The organism is Caballeronia sp. AZ1_KS37 (assembly GCF_023631165.1).
Taxonomy (GTDB): Bacteria; Pseudomonadota; Gammaproteobacteria; order Burkholderiales; family Burkholderiaceae; genus Caballeronia; species Caballeronia zhejiangensis.
On the sequence record NZ_JALQDP010000004.1, the window covers coordinates 262,715 to 282,178 of the forward strand.

The 19,464-nt window shown below is 65.3% G+C and carries 13 protein-coding genes and 1 riboswitch; of the genes, 6 read left to right on the forward strand and 7 right to left on the reverse strand.

Translation table 11 applies throughout. The annotated features are described in order from the left end of the window. Positions 1-175 precede the first annotated feature (175 nt). From recC to arfB, 4 genes are read left to right on the forward strand one after another with little or no spacing between them, the layout of a single operon-like run. On the forward strand, positions 176-3,574 hold the full coding sequence (recC, locus tag NCS00_RS05030) for an exodeoxyribonuclease V subunit gamma (protein ID WP_250439455.1): 3,399 nt from the start codon (positions 176-178) through the stop codon (positions 3,572-3,574). After that, complete coding sequence (gene recB / locus NCS00_RS05035; RefSeq protein ID WP_250439457.1) at positions 3,571-7,275, forward strand: exodeoxyribonuclease V subunit beta; 3,705 nt, start codon at positions 3,571-3,573, stop codon at positions 7,273-7,275. Before recC ends, recB begins: the two co-directional genes overlap by 4 nt. After that, a complete protein-coding gene (gene recD, locus NCS00_RS05040) occupies positions 7,272-9,224 on the forward strand; it encodes an exodeoxyribonuclease V subunit alpha (protein WP_250439459.1) in 1,953 nt (650 codons plus the stop codon). Before recB ends, recD begins: the two co-directional genes overlap by 4 nt. Beyond that, complete coding sequence (arfB, locus tag NCS00_RS05045) at positions 9,221-9,634, forward strand: alternative ribosome rescue aminoacyl-tRNA hydrolase ArfB (protein ID WP_250439461.1); 414 nt, start codon at positions 9,221-9,223, stop codon at positions 9,632-9,634. The genes recD and arfB overlap by 4 nt, the downstream gene beginning before the upstream one ends. A 1-nt stretch (position 9,635) precedes the next feature. Here the strand turns inward: arfB and NCS00_RS05050 are convergent, their stop codons facing one another. The 7 genes from NCS00_RS05050 to thiC all read right to left on the reverse strand — a co-directional run bounded on the left by NCS00_RS05050 (position 9,636) and on the right by thiC (position 16,664). Continuing rightward, positions 9,636-10,160, reverse strand: a complete 525-nt coding sequence (locus NCS00_RS05050; RefSeq protein WP_008350584.1) for a hypothetical protein — start codon at positions 10,158-10,160, stop codon at positions 9,636-9,638. Between the two features lie 124 nt (positions 10,161-10,284). Beyond that, positions 10,285-11,217: a DMT family transporter gene (locus NCS00_RS05055; protein ID WP_250439463.1), complete on the reverse strand. Its 933-nt coding sequence runs from the start codon at positions 11,215-11,217 to the stop codon at positions 10,285-10,287. A 119-nt stretch (positions 11,218-11,336) separates the two neighbouring features. Continuing rightward, positions 11,337-12,938 (reverse strand): L-lactate permease, encoded by a 1,602-nt coding sequence (locus tag NCS00_RS05060; protein WP_250439465.1) that lies wholly within the window; start codon positions 12,936-12,938, stop codon positions 11,337-11,339. A gap of 257 nt (positions 12,939-13,195) precedes the next feature. Then, the gene (locus NCS00_RS33320) at positions 13,196-13,324 is read right to left on the reverse strand and encodes a hypothetical protein (protein ID WP_268811669.1); all 129 of its coding nucleotides are present in this window, start codon (positions 13,322-13,324) and stop codon (positions 13,196-13,198) included. 260 nt (positions 13,325-13,584) lie between these two features. Continuing rightward, complete coding sequence (locus tag NCS00_RS05065) at positions 13,585-14,109, reverse strand: hypothetical protein (protein WP_250439467.1); 525 nt, start codon at positions 14,107-14,109, stop codon at positions 13,585-13,587. 203 nt (positions 14,110-14,312) lie between these two features. Further along, positions 14,313-14,492, reverse strand: a complete 180-nt coding sequence (locus tag NCS00_RS05070; RefSeq protein ID WP_372492622.1) for a YMGG-like glycine zipper-containing protein — start codon at positions 14,490-14,492, stop codon at positions 14,313-14,315. Between the two features lie 240 nt (positions 14,493-14,732). Further along, entirely contained in the window at positions 14,733-16,664 is a 1,932-nt protein-coding gene (thiC, locus tag NCS00_RS05075; protein WP_250439470.1) for a phosphomethylpyrimidine synthase ThiC, read from the reverse strand. Positions 16,665-16,793: 129 nt separating this feature from the next. Continuing rightward, positions 16,794-16,934, reverse strand: a riboswitch (TPP riboswitch). 220 nt (positions 16,935-17,154) lie between these two features. Between thiC and NCS00_RS05080 the strand changes: the two genes are divergently transcribed. Both NCS00_RS05080 and NCS00_RS05085 read left to right on the forward strand, forming a co-directional pair. After that, the gene (locus NCS00_RS05080) at positions 17,155-18,096 is read left to right on the forward strand and encodes an EamA family transporter (protein ID WP_250439472.1); all 942 of its coding nucleotides are present in this window, start codon (positions 17,155-17,157) and stop codon (positions 18,094-18,096) included. A 402-nt stretch (positions 18,097-18,498) separates the two neighbouring features. Beyond that, complete coding sequence (locus tag NCS00_RS05085) at positions 18,499-19,425, forward strand: glycosyltransferase family protein (RefSeq protein ID WP_250439474.1); 927 nt, start codon at positions 18,499-18,501, stop codon at positions 19,423-19,425. Positions 19,426-19,464: the final 39 nt, after the last annotated feature.

Consider the following 19,464-nt stretch of genomic DNA (forward strand, 5'->3'; position numbering starts at 1 on the left):
CATGGGGACGAAGCGAGAATCGAGTCTAACCCAACTCACCCGGGCTTCGACCCTCGGCCATTCGGCCAGGTTCTCGGCGGCACGTCCGCTTTGTTATGCTGGCGCATTAGCTGACAAAGCTTTTCAAATCGCGCGCCGGTGAAGCTTTCACAGACCGCATAGCAAGCCGCTTTCCATGCTCGAACTCTTCTATTCGAATCGTCACGAGACGCTCGCCGCAGCGCTCTTCGAAGACCTCGACGCGTTTGCGATGCGCGAGGGCGATCCCTTCGCGCGCGAGTCCGTCATCGTGCCGAGCGCGGCGTTGCGGCGCCGGCTCGAACTCGATATGGCGGAGCGCTTCGGCATCTGCGCGAACGTCGACTTCTGTTATCTCGCGCAATGGCTGTGGGCGCAGATCGGGCGCGTGCTGCCGGTGCCCGCGCATTCGCCGTTTTCGCCGGACCGGCTCGCGTGGCGTTGCTATCGGCTCTTCGAAGATCCATCGTTCGGCGATTCGGCGCGGCTATCGACGTATCTGAACGCCGCCGACGATTCCATGCGCTACGAACTCGCGCGGCGCATCGCGACAGTCTTCGATCACTATCTGACGTATCGGCCCGAGTGGCTCACGCATTGGCAGGCGGGCGGCTCGATTCTCACGGGAAGCAATGCCGAAATCGACGCGCGCGGCCCGCGTCTTTCTGGCGCGAACGACATCCAGCGCGAGGACGAGCGCTGGCAACGAGCGCTCTGGCGCGCACTGCTCGAAGACCTGTCCCGCGATGCGAACGGCGACGAGAAAGACCCGACGCCGCCCGCATACCGCTTCCTCGCCGGTTCCCCCGGCTTCGATCTCGATACGGTGATGCGCGCGCAATGGCCGAGCCGCATCAGCGTGTTCGCCTTGCCGACGATGCCGCCGCTGCACATCGCGCTCTTGCGCGAGCTGTCGCGCTGGATCGACGTGCGCGTCTACGCGCAGAATCCTTGCCGCGAGTTCTGGTTCGACATCGTGAGCGAGGCGCGCGTCGAGCAACTCGAATTGAAGGGCGAGGCGGACTATCAGGAAGTCGGTCATCCGCTGCTCGCGGAGTGGGGCCGGCAGACGCAGGCGCAACTGCACATGCTGCACGAATTGACCGAGAGCGCGGCGTCGAGCGAGCGGCAACTGTTCGAGAACAATCGCGCGCCTACGTGGCTCGCGCGTCTGCAAAACGGCATCCTCGCGCTCGATGAAGACAGCGCCGAGCCGCAGCTCGAGGACATCGTCGAGAACGGCATCGAAGTGCATGTTTGTCACAGCCTGTCGCGCCAGCTCGAAGTGCTGCACGACCGCTTGCTCGACTGGTTCGACGATATCGAAGGGCTGGAGCCTTCGGACGTGCTCGTCGCGTTTCCGGATCTCGCAGTCGCTGGGCCGCTCATCGACGGCATCTTCGGCACCGCGCCCGCGGGCGCGAGCAACGAGCGCCGGCGCATTCCGTATCGGATTACCGGCCTGCCGCCGTCGCAGGCGAATCCCGTCGCGCGCGCGCTCATCGACTGGCTCGCGCTCACCGAACGCAGCGTCGGCGCGCCCGAGCTCGTCGAATGGCTGCGCGTGGATGCGATCGCGGCGCGCTACGGCATCGACGCCGCCGCGCTCGAAACGGCGCAGGCGTGGCTCGCGGCGGCGGGCGCGCGGCGCGGCCTGCGTCCCGACGACGTGACGGCGGACGACGTGCCCGCCGCGCGTCACACATTCGCCGATGCGCTCACGCGGCTCTATCTCGGCTATGCGCTGCCGGGCGGCGGCGCGCCGGTCGCGGATTGGCTGCCGATCGAAGGGGCGAACGGGTCGGAGGCCGAATTGCTCGGCCGTCTCACGCGCTTCGTCGACGACATCGACGCGTTCGCCGAACGCATCGCGAGAGCGCGCACCGCGCGCGCCTGGGGCGATCTGCTGCTCGACGCGCTGGAGCGTTTTTTCGATGCGGGCGTCGCGTTCGCCGACGCCGTCGGCGACGTGCGCCGCGCGATCGATTCGCTGATCGCCGCAATGGACGAGGGCGCGGGCGTGACCGAAGTACCGGCCGCCGTGATCCGCACCGCGCTCACCGACACGCTCGACGATCCAGCGCGCGGCGGCGTGCCTTGGGGCGGCGTCACGTTCTCGTCGCTGACGAGCTTGCGCGGGCTGCCGTATCGCGTCGTGTGTCTGCTCGGCATGGACGACGGCATGCTGCCGAGCCTCGCGCGCGCCGACGAGTTCGATCTGATGGCCCGCTTCGGCAAGCTCGGCGACCGTCAGCGCCGCGACGACGAGCGCAATCTGTTTCTCGATCTCACGCTCGCGGCGCGCGACCGGCTGATGATCGCGTACACGGGCCGCAGCATCCGCGACAACGCCGTGCTGCCGCCCGCCGCGCTCATCGACGAACTGCTCGACTATCTCGCGCAGTCCGTCGCGGGCAAGCACGCGGCGCCGGACGAACTCGCGAACGCGCGCGCGCGCTTCGTGTTCGAGCATCCGCTGCAGCCGTATGCGCCCGAGTATTTTCGCGACGATGGCAGGCTCTTCACTTACGAACCCGAGCGCGCCGAACTCGCTCGCGCTTTGGAGTCGGGCAAGTCGCAGCCCGTCGCGCGATTCTTCAGCGCGCCGTTGCCGCCGGAAGACGACGCGCAGACCGTCGCGTTCGACGACTTCGTGCGCTTCTGGCGGCATCCGGCGCGCTCGCTGTTGCGCGACCGCCTGGGCATTGCGCTCGTCGATGCCGAGTCCGAACTCGACGACACCGAGCCGTTCGAGCTCGGCTTCGCGGGCCGCGATGCGCTCGCCGCGCGCGTGCTGCCGGCGCTGCTCGACGCCGCCGACGATGGCGAGCGCGCCGCGCGGGAACTCGCAAGACGCGTCGCGCGCGCGAGTCCCGAAATGCCGGGTGGCGCGACGGGCGGCGTGTGGCAGGCGCGCGAACTGCACGCGCTCGGGCAACTGGCGGAGCGCGTGCGGGCATCGACGTCGGCGGGCGTCGAACGTCTGCCGTTCTCGCTGGACGTGAGGCCACGCTGGCCCGACACCGCGGGCATCGCGCTATTCGGCGCGCACGACGATTCGCTCGTCGACGTCCGTCCGATGGCGCTCGTCGGCACGTTGAACGCGCTGACGCCGCAAGGCCAGGTGATCTATCGCTACGACGCGCCGCGCGCGCGCGATTATCTGTCCGCGTGGCTCGCGCATCTCGCGTACTGCGCGGCGCTGCCCGACGGACCGCGCCGCACGATCTGGCACGGGCGCGGCGCACAATCGGCGGATTTCGAACTGATGCCCGTCGCCGATCCGCTCGCGCATCTCGCCGCGCTCGCGTCGCTCTATCGCGCGGGACGCCGCATGCCGCTGCGCTTCTTTCCGAAGAGCGCGTGGCTCAAGGTGAAGGAGGGCGATTCGAAAGCGCAGGCCGCGTGGGAATCCGAGCGCACGCACGCCGAATCCGACGATCCGGTGTTTCGCATCGCCTTTCGCGGCGCGGACCTCGCACTCGACGACGCCTTCGCCGCGCTCGCGCGCATCGTGTTCGAACCGCTCGTGCAACATCTGCGGAGCGGCGCATGACCAACCTGACTTCATCTCTGGACAACATCGGCGTGCAGGAACTCGACGTCTTCTCTTGCGCGCTCGACGGCGTCAATCAGATCGAGGCTTCCGCCGGCACCGGCAAGACCTGGAACATCTGCGCGCTCTACGTGCGGCTGCTGCTCGAAAAGCGCCTGTCCGTCGAGCAGATTCTCGTCGTCACGTTCACGAAGGCGGCGACCGCCGAGCTGCACGAGCGCATCCGCTCGCGGCTCGCGGGCGTTGCGCATGCGATCGAAAACGGCGATGCGGCGGGCGATCCGTTCATCGAGCAACTGTTCGACACGACGCTCGCCGGCATCGACGCAGACGAAGCCGCGAAGCGCCTGCGCATCGCGGTGTCGACCTTCGATCAGGCGGCGATCCACACGATTCACGCGTTCTGCCAGCGCGCGCTGCAGGAAGCGCCGTTCGCCGCGGCGATGCCGTTCGCGTTCGAAATGGAAGCCGACGACAGCGCGTTGCGCTTCGAGCTCGCCGCCGACTTCTGGCGCGAGCGCGTCGAGCCGGTGGCGGCGCGCGTGCCGTCGTTCGCGTCGTGGCTCGTCGCGAAGGGCGCGGGTCCGGCATCGCTCGATGCGCAACTCGCGCGGCGTCTGAAGAAGCCGCTCGCGGCGCTGCGTTTCGGTGACTTCGGCGCCGCGCAAACCGCCGACATGCAGGCGCTCTTCGACCAAGCCTGCGCGTTGTGGCACGCCGAGCGCGACGGCATCGTGAAGCTGCTCTCCGACGCGAAGGATGCGCTGAAAGCGAACAGCTACAGCACGAAGATCGTCGGCGAGGCCATCGAGGCATGGAGCGCCTACTTCGCGGAAGGCGATTGCCACGCGCCGCCGCCCGAGCGGGCGCTCAAGCTCACGGCGACCGCGCTCGCCAAGGGCACCAAGGTCAAGAACACGCCGCCCGCGCACGCCTTCTTCGATCAGGCCGATGCGCTCGCCGCGTCCGCCGCCGCCGCCGAGGCATCGCAGCGCGCGATGTGGCTCGACATCGTGCGTGAATGGCTCGATCACGCGCCGTCGGAACTCGCCGCGCGCAAGCGCGCGCGCCGCGTCGTGTCGTTCGACGATCTGCTGTCGAACCTGCATCACGCGCTCGTGAAGCACGCGTGGCTCGCCGAGGCGTTGCGCGCGCGTTATCCAGCCGCGCTCATCGACGAATTCCAGGACACGGACCCGCTGCAGTTCGCGATCTTCGATCGCGTATTCGCGCCGCACGGGCCGCTCTTTCTCGTCGGCGACCCGAAGCAGGCGATCTACAGCTTCCGCGCCGCCGACCTGCACACGTATCTCGCCGCGCGCGACGGCGCGAGCGCGCGCTACACGCTCGCGGTCAACCAGCGCTCCACGCCGCCGATCATCGAGGCGTGCAACCGTTTGTTCGAGGCGAATCCGTCGGCGTTCATCCTAGATGGGCTCGACTATCAGCCGGTGCGCGCGGGCACGCGCCAGCGCGGACCGTTCGTCGACAACACGCCTGCCGCCGCGTATTCGGACATCGCGGATTTCTGCGTGTGGATGCTGCCGCACGGCGAATCGGTGCTTGTGAAAGCGAATGCGCAGCGCGATGCCGCAGAGGCCTGCGCCGCCGAGATCGCGCGGCTGTTGCGCGGTGCGCAGCGCGGCGAAGTGACCATCGGGAAAGCGCCGCTGTCGGCGGGCGATATCGCCGTGCTCGTGCGGACGCATCGGCAGGGCAGTCTCGTGAAGCGCGTGCTCGCGGCATGGGGCATCGGCAGCGTGGAGCTCGCGCAGGCGTCCGTGTTCGGCTCGCTCGATGCCGAGCAGATCGAGCGCGTGCTCGCCGCCATCGACACGCCGGGCGATCTGCGCCGCCTGCGCGCCGCGCTCGCCACCGACTGGTTCGGGCTCGACGCCGCCGCGCTCTGGCGGCTCGAACACGCGGACGCCGCCGATCCGCACGGCGAGTCGATCGATTCGACGAGCTGGGTCGAGCGCTTCTCGCGCTATCGCACGATCTGGCACGAGCGCGGCTTCGCGGTGATGTGGCGCACGCTCGCGCGCGAGCTGTCGATCGCGACGCGTCTCGTCGCACGGCCCGACGGCGAGCGCCGGCTCACGAACGTGAATCATCTGGCGGAGCTGCTGCAGGCGCGCTCGGCCGAACAGCCCGGCATCGCGCCGACGCTGCGCTGGCTCGCGGCGCAACGCGAGCAGCAGGGCGGCGGCGAGGAAGCGCAACTGCGTCTCGAATCGGACCGCAATCTCGTGCAGATCGTGACCGTGCACAAGTCGAAAGGGCTTGAGTATGCGGTCGTGTTCTGTCCGTTCCTGAACGACGGCGCGTCGCGCGAGGCGTCGAAATCCGGTTTGCCCGATGCGCGCGAGTATCACGACGACGCGGGCGTGGCGGTGCTGCATTACGGCATGGAAGGCGACGAAGACGATCTCGCGAGTGCGGCCATTGCGCGCGAGCAGGCGGCCGAGAGCGCGCGTCTCGTGTATGTCGCGCTGACGCGCGCGGTGTTCCGCTGCTATGTCGTCGCGGGTTCTTATCTGTCGAGCCGGTCGACGAAGGAGTCGCGCCGAAGCGTCCTCAACTGGCTCGTCGCGGGTGGCGGAAAAGACTTCGATGCGTTCTGCGATGCGCCGCCCGAGGAAGCGGAAATCGTCGCGGCGTGGCATGCGGTTGCGGCGCGGTCGCAGGGCGCGATCGGCGTCGCGCCGCTGCCGGTGATCGACACGCGCGAGCCGCTCGAAGCCGACGCGTCCCACGAACACGAGATCGCCGCGCGCACGAACCGGCGCATCCTGCGCGATCGCTGGCGCATGGCGAGCTTCAGTTCGCTGATCGCGGCGGGCGCGCGCGACGAGGCGAATCAGGCGCAGCCGGTGGAAGCGCGTCCGGATCACGACGAACTCGCCGCGCTCGATGACACCGCGCGCACGGACGCCGCTTCAAGTGACGAATCGCCGCTCGATCCCGACGACATTCTCGCGTTTCCGCGCGGCGCGGCGGCGGGCGAATGCCTGCATCGCATGTTCGAGCTGGCGGATTTCACCGATGAGTCGAGCTGGCCGGCCGCCGTCGAGCGCGCGCTGCACGAGCATCCGACGCCCGCGCCGGAAGCGCTCGCGCCGCGTCTGCGTCCGATGATGCTGCGTCTCATCGGCGACACCGTGAGGAGCGAAATCGCGCCCGGCATGCGGCTCGCGACCATCGCGACGACGCGCCGCATGAACGAACTGGAGTTCCTGTTCCCGGCGGATTCGCTCGATTTCAGCGCGTTGCGGCGTCTGCTCGCGGCGCACGGTTTTCCCGACGTCGCGCTGGAGGCGGGCGCGTTGCGCGGATTCATCAAGGGTTTCATCGACATGATCGTCGAGCACGAAGGCCGTTTCTGGATCATCGACTGGAAGTCGAATCATCTGGGCGATGCCGCTTCCAACTACGCCGCCGCGCCGCTCGCCACGGCAATGGCGGAGCACGCGTATCACCTTCAGGCGCTCATTTACGTGGTCGCGCTGCATCGATATTTGCGCGCGCGGCTCGCGGGCTATGCGTACGACACGCATGTCGGCGGCTATCTGTATCTGTTCGTGCGCGGCGTGCGCCCGGACTGGCGCGACGGTGAAGAAGCGTGCGGCGTGCATCGCGGACGGCCGTCGCTGGAACTGGTCGAGGCGCTCGATCGTTTGATGTCGGGAGGCGCGGCATGAGCACGCTCGATGCAATGCGGGCGACGCGCCCCGTGCCCGCGCCCGCCGATGAAAGCGCGGCGCTCGCCGAAGGTTTCGCGCGGCGCATGAGCGCGCTCGCGGCGCGCCTGAACGCAGACGAACGCATCGTGCTGTGGGCCGAACGCGCCGCGCTCGCGATGAGCCGCGCGACCGCGCAAGGCCACGTGTGCCTGCCGCTCGCCGCGCTCGCGCGCCGTCACGACGCGCGTTTCGACGAGGCGCGCGACGCGCTGCTTGCAAGCGGTGTCGCGTGCCTCGTGCGCGGCGGCGCGCGCGCGGACGCGGCCGACCTGCTGCCGCTCGTCATCGACGAGGACGGGCGGCTTTATCTCGCGCGCTACTTCGACTACGAGCGCAGGCTCGCGTGCTCGCTCGTCGAACGTTCGCGCGATACGCGCATGACCGCTTCGCGAGAGGACATCGCGCGACAGGCCGAACGCATCGCGCGCTATTTCGGCCCGCGCGCGGATGACGACATCGACTGGCAGCGGGTCGCGGCGTTCGTCGCGCTGGCGGGACGGCTGACGATCGTGAGCGGCGGGCCGGGCACCGGCAAGACGACGACCGTCGTCGGCGTGCTCGCGTGTCTGCTCGACGCCGATCCGGACTTGCGGATCGCGCTCGCCGCGCCGACCGGCAAGGCGGCGCAGCGCATGCAGGAGGCGCTCATCGAACGCGCGGACAAGCTGCCGCCCGAACTCGCCGAACGCCTGCCGCGCACGTCGTTCACGTTGCAGCGATTGCTCGGCGTGCAGTCGGACGGGCGCTTCCGGCATCATCGCGACAATCCGTTGCCGTATGACGTGATCGTCGTCGACGAAGCCTCGATGATCGACGTCGCGCTCGCCGCCCATCTGCTCGAAGCCGTCGCGCCGGCGAGCCGTCTCGTGATGCTCGGCGACAAGGATCAACTGTCGGCGGTGGAAGCGGGCGCGGTGTTCGCGGAACTGAGCGCGGAGCCGTCGTTCAGCCATGCGGGCGTGGCGCGCATCGCGGCGGCGCTTTCGGTCGATGCGAAGCGCCTCGAAGCCGCATTGCCGACCGCCGCGCCCATCGACGATTCCGAGGGCTACGGCGATCTCTTCGACGCGAAGGCCGAGCTCGCGCTCACCGATTGCGTCGTGTGGCTGCAGAAGAACTATCGCTTCGGGCTCGATTCGGACATCGGGCGTCTGTCGATCGCAATCCGCAATGGCGACGAACGGGCCGCGCTCGATGCGCTCGATCCATCGGGCGAGCGCGCGGCCGTGCTCTTCGACGATGGCGACGCGACGCTGTCCGAGCGCACCCTCGCGCGTCTCGCGAAAGGCTTCGCGCCGTACGCGGACGCGCTATCGGCCGTGCTCGACGGCGAGCAAGCGGATCACGCCCGACTCTTCGATGCGCTGAATCGCTTCCGCGTGCTGTGCGCGACGCGCAAGGGGCCGCGCGGCGTCGACGAAGTGAACGCGCGCATCGCGGCGAAAGTGCGCGAGCAAGCGGGCATTGCGCTTGCACTCGGTGCACAGTGGTTCGCCGGACGGCCGGTGATCGTCACGCGCAACGACTATGCGCTCGGGCTTTTCAACGGCGATATCGGCATCGCGCTGCCGGGCGCCGACGGCCTGTTGCGCGTCGCGTTCCGCCTGGCCGATGGCGCGCTGCGCTACGTGTCGCCCGCTGCGCTGCCGCCGCACGACACCGCGTTCGCGCTCACCGTGCACAAGTCGCAAGGCTCGGAGTTCGAGCACGCGGCGCTCGTGTTGCCCGGCGCGTTCGTGCGCGTGTTGTCGCGCGAGCTGGTGTACACGGCGATCACGCGGGCGAAGCGCAGAGTCGAAGTGATCGGCTCGGCGGCGATCTTCGCGCAAGCCGTCCGGGAGCCGACGCGCCGCGACTCCGGGCTGGCCGCGAGAATGCGGCGCCTATCCAGGGAATTCGACCGATGACCATCACCGACAGCCTCGCCGTCCCGCCCGACGAAATCGAGCTGACGGCCGTGCGCGCGCAAGGCGCGGGCGGTCAGAACGTCAACAAGGTGTCGAGCGCGATCCATCTGCGCTTCGACATCCGCGGGTCTTCGTTGCCGGAGCACATCAAGGCGCGTCTGCTCGCGCTTTCCGACAGCCGCGTCACGCGCGAGGGCGTGATCGTCATCAAGGCGCAGGAGCATCGCACGCAGGACATGAATCGCGCGGCGGCGCTCGCGCGTCTCGACGAACTCATCCGCAGCGTGTCAATCACGCGCCGCAAGCGAATCGCGACGAAGCCGACGCGCGCATCGCAGTTGCGGCGCGTCGAAGGCAAGGTGAAACGCGGCGCGATCAAGGCGGGGCGCGGGCCGGTGCGCGGCGAATGACTCAGCTTTGCCACTTCGGCGGCATGTCGACGCGCGGCCCGAAGAACCACGACTTGAGCACGTCGCGTCCGATCACGCGGCCCAGTTCGGCGAACGCACAGTAGTTGCCGATCATCAGCACGAGAAGGATCTGGACGGCCCAGAACTGCGGCCAGTTGATATGCGCGATGAGCGCCTGATTCGCGGCAGCAAGGCCGTGGGTCTCCTTCCAGAAGTCCAGCAGCCGCTCGAGATAGTGCAGGATGCCAGCGATGGCCGTGTAGATCAGCGTTTTCCAGGCGGCGTTCCAGACCAGCGGACGGTCCGGATAGCGGTTGATGAACGGCAGCATGTTGGCGATCAGCACGGACTTGCCGAGAATCAGCGAAGCGACGAGCACCGACATCGACGAGGTCAGCGAAATGCCGGTGCCCATTACCATCAACGCGCGCACGATGGCGACGGCATGCAGGAGGATGAAAAAGAAAACGGTCGGCGGGACCATTTTCATCATTTCATGTTTGAGCTTGGCGAACAGATCGTGCATGACGGCTCCCGGCAAAAGCGCGAAGGATGACGCGGCGCCGCACGGCGTGCAACGGCATGCAAACAATTTCACCCTTGCGGACGATGCCGCCCGCACACCGCCGCTTTTCCCGAAAGCAGTATAGTCAGCGCGCGAATTTTCGCCGTCCGACGAACGGCACGCGTTTCACGACGCCCGTCGCGAGCGCGGTGCCCGCGAGCACGATCGCGCAGCCCGCCATCATGACGAGCGAGACGTGCTCGCCGAGAAAGAGCGCGCCCCACAGAATGCCGAACAGCGGAATCACGAACGTGACGGTCATCGCGCGCGCCGGGCCCGCGACCGCGACCAGATGGAAGTAGATGAAATACGCGATCCCCGTGCAGCCGATGCCGAGCGCGAGCACCGCGCCCCATGCGTGCGCGGAAACCGGCGTGGCGGGCCAGGTAAAGAGCGCGATCGGTGCGAGCGTGAGCGTTGCGCCGATCATGCTGCCGGCCGCGTTGGTCATCGCGTCGACGTCCATCAGATACTTTTTCGCGAAGTTGCCCGCGACGCCGTAAAGCGCCGACGCCGCCAGCGCCGCCGCCGCCGCGAGCATGCCTTGCACCGGCAGCGCGGCGGCTTGCCCGGCGTGCTCCGGCGCGATCTGGTTCCACACCAGAACGAGCACGCCCGCGAAGCCGATCGCCATGCCGGTCGTGCGCGCGGTCGTCAGGCGATCCTTGAGCCACAGGAAAGCGACGAGCGCGCCGAACAGCGGCGTCGTCGCGTTGATGACGGACGTGGCCCCGGCCGAAAGCGTCAATTCGGCATACGCGAAGAGACAAAACGGCGCGGCCGAGTTGAGAATGCCGACGGCGAGCAACTGAAGCCAGCGTTTCTTCAGCGTCGCGGCGGTTTGGGCGAGCGGCCGCCGCGAAAGCAGCATCGCGATCAGGAACACGGCGCCGATGCCCACGCGCACGGCCATCAGCGGCGCGACGCCGAACTCGGCGACGCCCACGCGGATGAAGAGAAACGACGCGCCCCACAGGGCGGCGAGGACGATCAGTTGCAGCAGATTGGCGGGTGACATGGCGGGCGGACTTCGCAAGGCTCATCGAAAGTCCGCGCATGTTAGCACCGCGTTCGTCTCAGAAATGGTCCGCCGGACGAAAGCGCAAGAAGCGGGAGAAACAGGGGAAGCGCGAAAGCTCAATGCGGCGGGATCATCCACGTCAGCACGTTTTGCTGCAGCCACACGAGCACGCCGAGCAGGATCGTCAGCAAGATCGAATGCTTGAACGTGCGCGCGAACACGAGGCCTTCCTTGCCCTTGAGCTCGGTGGTCGCGACGCCGGTCGAGATGTTTTGCGGCGAGATCATCTTGCCCATCACGCCGCCCGACGAATTGGTCGCCGCCATCAGCACCGGATTGAGGTTGAGCTGGTTCGCCGCGACGACCTGCAGATTGCCGAAGAGCGCGTTGCCCGACGTGTCGCTGCCGGAGAGGAACACCGCGACCCACCCGAGGAACGCGGACACGAGCGGGAAGAACGGCCCGACCGACGCCACGCCCAGACCGAGCGTGTAGTTCATGCCCGAGTAGTTCATCAGATACGCGAGGCCGACGATCGTCGCGACCGTCAGAATGGCGATGCGCGTCTGCACCCACGTATCGCCGATCGCCGCGACGTATTCGCGCGCGGGCAGCTTCACCATCAACGCGGTGATGATCGACGCGACCAGGATCGCCGTGCCCGTCGCGAGTGGCTGGAAGTCCCAGATCGCGCCGTAAGGCTGCTTGTAGAGCGTGATGTAGACCGCCTTGTCGAGGCCCGGCCACGCGATTTTCACGTCGCCGATCATGAAGATCTTGAGCACCGTCCACACGATCACGACCACCGAGACCACGATCCACGGCACCCAGCCCTGGCCGCCCGGGATCGCCGAACGCGTCGCGCCGGCGCGCTCGACGTTCACCGCGAAGCGCTCGTCCGCGACCGGCTCCCACACGCGCAGGAACGCGATCGTCACGATCAGCGAGACGAGCGACGAAAGCACGTCGGTGAGCGCATAGCTGATGTAGTTCGACGTCACGAACTGCGTCAATGCGAACACGCCGCCCGAGACGAGCAGCACGGGCCAGATACGCATCATGTTGCGAAAGCCCGCGTAGATACCGATCACATAGAAGGGCAGAAAGAGCGCGAAGAACGGCAACTGGCGACCGACCATTTTGGCGAGCGCATCGGTGGGCAGGTGCGTGACTGCGCCGAGCACGGTGATCGGCACGCCGAGCGCGCCGAACGCGACCGGCGCCGTGTTGAAGATCAACGTGAAGGTCAGCGCTTCGAGCGTCGGGAAGCCGAGCAGGATCAAGAGCGAACTCGTGATTGCGATCGGCGTGCCGAAGCCCGAAATCCCTTCGAGCAGCGCGCCGAACGAGAAGCCGATCACGACGAGCACGATGCGCCGGTCGTTCGGCAGGTTATCGACCATCCACACGCGAAATGCTTCGAAGCGCCCCGAGCGTTGCGCGACGTTGTAGAGCAGGATCGCGGCGAAGACGATCCACATGACGGGCCACAGCGCGAACACGGCGCCGGCCGCGACCGAATCGAGCGCGAGCCCGACCGGAAAATGCCAGCCCGCGATGGCGATGACGAGCGCAAGGACCAGCCCCGCGAGCGACGCCTGCCACGCGGGACGGCGCGCCCAGCCGAGCAGCACGAGCACGAGGATGATCGGCAGCGCGGCGACGATGAAGGATGCGAACAGGGAATTGGCGATCGGGGTGAGTAGCTGGTGGAACATCGGGTCTCCTTCGTTCTGTCATGAACCGAAGCGGCGCCAACGCGAAGCCGCGATGCGCGTGGAGTTCGATGTCCGGTCGCCGGCTTAAGCAACCGCATAACGCGCACACTAAGAATAGGGCGCGAAGGGCATGCGTCAAGGCGTGAATGCCCGTCCATTCCGGCCACGGCGTGGCGCGCAGAGGTGAATGGACGTGAAGGGACGCGCCGCTTGCGGGCGCGTAATCGATGCGGACGGAGAAGCACGGACGAGCGCGATCAGCCCTCGGCGACGGCGCTCGGCGCGCTCTCGTCGCGACCGGCCGATGGCGTCTGGCGGAAGACCCACACGGTCAGAAGGCCGAGCGAGGCGAAAATCCACAGCAGGAAAAACACGAAGGCCATCATGTCCGATCCCCCGATACGGAAAAGTGCGCGGAACAACGGTTATCGCCGTTGCGACTCGATGCAGGGAAGCTATGTAGCCAAAACCGTGCCAATCATCTGGCGAATAGTGGCGAAGCCTTGTCGGATAAGGAAAGTGCGCCGGCGCACGATGAAGCGCGTCGTGCGCGCGAGCCCGTGTCGAAAGGAAAATGTTGCAGCAGTGTTACGCGGCAAGGCGACAAACGGCTTTTTGTCTCACCTGGCGTATCGCGGCGCGGCGATCAGTGTCCGCGGCCGCCGCCTCCGCCGCCATGCCAACTGCCGCCGCCGCCGTGCCAGCCGCCGCCCCCATGCCACCCGCCGCCGCCGTGCCATCCGCCACCGTGGTAGCCGCCGCGATAGCCATGTCCCCAGCAGCATCCGCTGCCGCCCCAGTAGCCGAAGCTGAACGAAACCGCCGGATAACCGTAGCCGTAGCCGTAGTACGCCGGATAGCCGTAGTACGGGTAAGCCGCATACGGCGGGTAATACGGATAGGGATACGTCCGGTAGTAGTCGGAGTACGACGAGCCGACGGCGTATTCGTACTGTGGCGGCAAGGTCGCGGATGACGTCGGCGTGGCCGCCGTGCCGGACGCGGGCAACGCGAATTCCCGCTGCGTGTAGGTCGCGCCGACGACAGGCGCGGGCGGATAAGCTGGATAAGCCGGATAACCGTAAGGGTAATAACATCCGCCGAGAAGAAGCCCGGCGGCGAGCGCTGCGGCGGCCGTCCCGGGTCCGGACATGCTGCGGGCGGAAATCATGGCACTGCTCCTTGCGTTACGGCTTGCGGGACGTGGGATCGAATGAAATTGGCCCCTTAAGAAGCAGCTTAGTCGAACGACAACCGGGAGGCGCGCCGCGTGATGTGAAAAAGCATTGCGGCGCGCCTTTATGTAACAGAAATGAAACAGCGGGTCGTTGAGGGCGGCGAAACGCGTCCGTTGCGTCGTAGACGATGTTCGCGCTACTTCCCGACCTGATTGCCGATAATCCCGCCGACCGCCGCGCCGCCGAGCGTCGAAAGCGCGCTGCCGCCGATCACCGCGCCGCCCGCCGCACCGACGCCGGCGCCGATAGCCGTATCCCGTTGACGCGTGGTCATGTCGCCGCAAGCGGTCAGTCCTCCCAGAAACCCAACGATCATTGCAGCGGCGCCGATCTGTTTGATGATTTTCATGTCGACTCTCCAATTCGAAGATGAGATGAATCGGCTGCGGCTCGGCCGCATTTGCGCCGGTTCACGCACTCAAATAGCAGAAAAGATGCCCGAATCGTCGGATGAACCGCTCATTCAGGCCCGACAAGGCTTTGCGCCCGGCGCACACATAAAAAACGGCCTGCCGCACGCGCTGTGCGACAGGCCGTTGTCAGCGAGTCAGAAGCTTCAGGTCGGCTGATAGATTTCCGAGCCCTTTTTCACGAACTCGATCGCCTTCGTCTCCATGCCCTTGGCGAGCGCCTCGCTTTCGCTGACACCTTGCTTCGCCGCGAAATCGCGCACGTCCTGCGTGATCTTCATCGAGCAGAAGTGCGGGCCGCACATCGAGCAGAAATGCGCGACCTTCGCGGAATCCTTCGGCAGCGTTTCGTCGTGGAATTCGCGCGCCTTGTCCGGATCGAGACCGAGATTGAACTGGTCTTCCCAGCGGAATTCGAAGCGCGCCTTCGACAGCGCATTGTCCCGCACCTGCGCGCCCGGATGACCCTTCGCGAGATCGGCCGCGTGCGCCGCGAGCTTGTACGTGATGATGCCTTCCTTCACGTCGTCCTTGTTCGGCAGCCCCAGGTGTTCCTTGGGCGTGACGTAGCAGAGCATCGCGGTGCCGAACCAGCCGATCATCGCAGCGCCGATGCCCGACGTGATGTGGTCGTAACCCGGCGCGATGTCGGTCGTCAGCGGCCCGAGCGTGTAGAAGGGCGCTTCGTCGCACCATTCCAGTTGCAGGTCCATGTTTTCCTTGATGAGCTGCATCGGAACGTGGCCGGGGCCTTCGATCATCACCTGCACGTCGTGCTTCCACGCGATCTGCGTCAGTTCGCCGAGCGTCTTCAGTTCGCCGAGCTGGGCTTCGTCATTGGCGTCGTAGATCGAGCCGGGGCGCAGGCCGTCGCCGAGGGAGAACGAGACATCGTATTGCTTCATGATTTCGCAGATGTCTTCGAAGTGCTCGTAAATGAAGCTTTCCTTGTGATGCGCGAGGCACCACTTCGCCATGATCGAGCCGCCGCGCGACACGATGCCCGTCATGCGGTTCGCGGTCAGCGGCACGTATTGCAGGCGCACGCCGGCGTGAATCGTGAAGTAATCGACGCCTTGCTCCGCCTGCTCGATGAGCGTGTCGCGGAAGATTTCCCACGTCAGGTCTTCGGCCTTGCCGTTCACCTTTTCGAGCGCCTGATAGATCGGCACCGTGCCGATCGGCACCGGCGAATTGCGGATGATCCACTCGCGCGTTTCGTGGATGTGCTTGCCGGTCGACAGATCCATGACCGTGTCGCCGCCCCAGCGAATTGCCCACGTCATCTTGTCGACTTCCTCGCCGATCGACGACGTGACCGCCGAATTGCCGATGTTCGCGTTGATCTTCACGAGGAAGTTGCGGCCGATAATCATCGGCTCGCTTTCCGGGTGATTGATGTTCGCGGGGATGATCGCGCGGCCGCGCGCCACTTCCTCGCGCACGAATTCAGGCGTGATTTCCTTCACCGCGTCCTTGCCGAACGCCGCCGCGCCGAAGGCTTGTCCGGCGTGCTGGCGGCCCATCATCTTCGCGAGCTTTTCGCCGTTGGGGCCGCTCGTGCGCAGGCTTTCGAGATACTCCGCGCGACGCTGGTTCTCGCGAATCGCGATGTACTCCATCTCCGGCGTGATGATGCCCTGGCGCGCGTAGTGCATCTGCGAGACGTTCTTGCCGGCGAGCGCGCGGCGCGGATGACGGTGCAAACCCGGAAAGCGCAGTTCGGCCGTTTTCGGATCGGCGGCGCGCTCGCGGCCGAACTCGCTCGACAGGCCGCTCAGTTCCTCGGTGTCGCCGCGCTTTTCGATCCACGCGCCGCGCAGCGCGGGCAGACCGCTGCGAATGTCGATCTGCGCGTCGGGATCGGTGTACGGGCCCGACGTGTCGTACACGTAGACGGGCGGATTCTTCTCGCCGCCGAAGCCGTCGGGCGTGTCGGATTGCGTGATCTCGCGCATCGGCACGCGGATGTCGGGCGTCGAACCTTCGACATAGACCTTGCGCGAGTTCGGCAGCGGCGCGATGGCGGCGGCATCGACGACGGCGTTTTCCGAGAGGAACTTCGGGTTGGCATTCATGTGCTTGATCTCCTAAGGGACGATTTTTTTCAGCACGAGCGATGTCGTAGCTCGTGGTGACTCAGGAGCTAAACAGGGAGGAACGAGATGGAAAGGTACGGGTTCGGTTGAAGTGGCGTGGACTGCGGCCTATGGAACCCGAACGCTTCCCTGCGCTGGCATTATCCAGATCAGGTTCAAAGGGTATTTCTCACCCACGCCACACGAAGCGCTTCGTCGATAAAACCGCACGAAACCGCGATGTGCAACGCAGGACCCCCGCGTTAGCAGCCGACACGTTACACCGCGGCGTGGCGTCTTGGCAACCATCCCGAAAATGAGCCGATGGATGCGAGCGCTTACTGCATAATGTCGGGCGCCGCGGATTTCCGGGTTTTCCCGAAGGTCGCGCGGTCCTTCCTCGCGCCATTCCCCTTTGCTTTACGCCATGTCGTTCTGTCTGGTTTTGCCCGTTTTTCTCCGGCGCGCAGCCGTCGCCGCGGAGTGATGCATGTCCGCACTGCCTCCGCCGCGCCTGCCGTTCAGCTTCCCTGACCGTTTTCCGTTTCGCGCGCCGCGCTCTTTCAAGGGGCAGGTCGCGCTTGCACTGACGGTCGTCTATCTCGTTTGGGGATCGACGTATCTCGGCATCCATCTCGCGCTCGAATCTTTTCCGCCGTTGATGCTCGGCGGGCTGCGCAATCTGTTCGCGGGCATAGGGCTATTCTTGATCGCGGTGCATCGCAAGTCGGTGTGGCCCAGCGCGCGGGAAGTGCGCAACGCGGCGATCGTCGGCACGTTGCTGGAAGGTCTGTCGAGCGGGATGATGGCTTACGGCATGCGGACCGTGGGGACCGGCACGGCCGCCGTGATGGTCGCGACGGTGCCGCTTTTCGCGACGATCTTCACCGCGCTCAGCGGACGCGGCGTCGCGAAAGGCGAGTGGTTCGCGGTGGCGCTGGGTCTGCTCGGGATCGTGCTGCTGAATCACGGCGATCCCTCGCCGAGTTCGACGGTCGGCACGCTGGCGATTCTGTGCGCCGCGATCTTCTGGGCGGGCGGCGCGCATCTGGCGACGCGCCTGCCGCAGCCTTCCGATCTGCTGATGTCGACGGCGCTGCAGATCGGTTTGGGCGGATTGATCGCGACGGCGATCGCGTTCGCATCGGGCGAGCGGTTGGCGAGCGTCGGCGTCGGCGCGGGGTTCTCGTTTTTGTATCTCGTTGTGATCGGTTCGATGGCCGCTTATGTCGCGTATAACTTTCTGATCCGCAATACGAGCACGATCGTCGCGACGAGTTGTCTTTATGTGAATCCGGTGGTGGCGGTTGGTTTGGGCGCGCTGCTGCTCGGGGAAATCGTCACGCAATGGACCGTGATTGCGACGGTTGTGATTCTGCTTTCCGTTGGGCTGTCGTTCTGGTTTGATCAGCGGCGGCGGGGGATGGCGTAACGGCGCACTTTCTTCGCACGATGTTTGGAAAAATGCACGACAAACCGGACTCGGCGAATTGAAATCTCGGCAATACCAGATACAAAAATTGCCGAAATCGAGCGCTCGTCCAGAGCGCATCGCACTGGTCAACATACCCATCTGGATGCGACAAAATATTCAGGCATGCTCAATTGCGGCCCTTATGTAATTACTACATAAGTGCTCTCACGCAGTCGGGTTTGTCTCTTCTATAAAAGCGCAGGCGGGATATCGCTGGTAAGCAGCTGTTGCGGAGGACGATTTTATGCGGGATCCGTCCTCCGCAGCGATCTAGATGTGTTCACAGCGGACCTGAACACGTGCGCTCGGATCATCGATTCGGCAAAGCGCGGGCGGCAGATGTAAAGCTTCAAGAGAGCGATGATCATCAGCAAGAAAATGATGAGCTATACTTATCGATTTAAGAATGGAGCATCGATCATGCGGCTTGAAGGGGTGTACATAAATCTTGAAAGAAGTAAGGAGCGTCGACATTCAATCGAGCGTCAGCTGCATGATTTGGGCTGCGAAGATTGGATCAAGCGTTTCGCCGCAGTCGATGGAAGCACGCGTGGGCCGTTCGTCGGCGTTGTTGAAAACAGTGTTTGGGCGTGTCGACAGTCGCACACGGAGGCTATTGCAGACTCTGATGATTCGTCGGCTCTTCTGATTTTGGAGGACGATGTAGAAATCAGTCGTTCTTTTTCGAAAATAGCGAATCCAGCCACGCTAAGTGAATTTATCGCTAGAAATCCGACCTGCGATATTCTTTTTTTAGACTGTTGCTCCTTCTATGCACAGGCGCCCTTCCTGTTATCTCTTAGTGAGATACAAATGAAGAATCGGATGCGCGGCGATGCTTCGGAAGAGGATAGACATGCGCTCTCAGGCGTGAGCATTATTGACGCACGTGGGATCTTTGCATATTGCTCTGCCTGTTACGTCGTGACTCCGAAGGGAAAGCAAACACTGCGGCAGCTTTTCTCTGAAGAGCCGGATCCCGGAATCGCGGTGGATATTCTGTACCGGGATTGGATTTCCAGTGGACGTGTGATGGCAAATCTGACTGTTCCGTTCCTGGCGACGCCTAGCTTTAGGAACGTTTCAACGATTCCCTATGAAAAGCTCGACTATCTCCCGGTAGGGGAGAGAGAAGGGCTCCTTGCTAACGCGATTCGGCGTCTGCTATTTGCGGGCGATCACCGGCTCGACATGACGGAAATGGCCGCGTTGATTTCCGATGCGGAAGGGTCGCCTGAATATGAACTTGGAATGAAACTGTATCAATCCTGTCGCGCAATGGCATAGCCGCAAGTGCTCCTTCTGGTTCCCTCGTCGACACGTTAT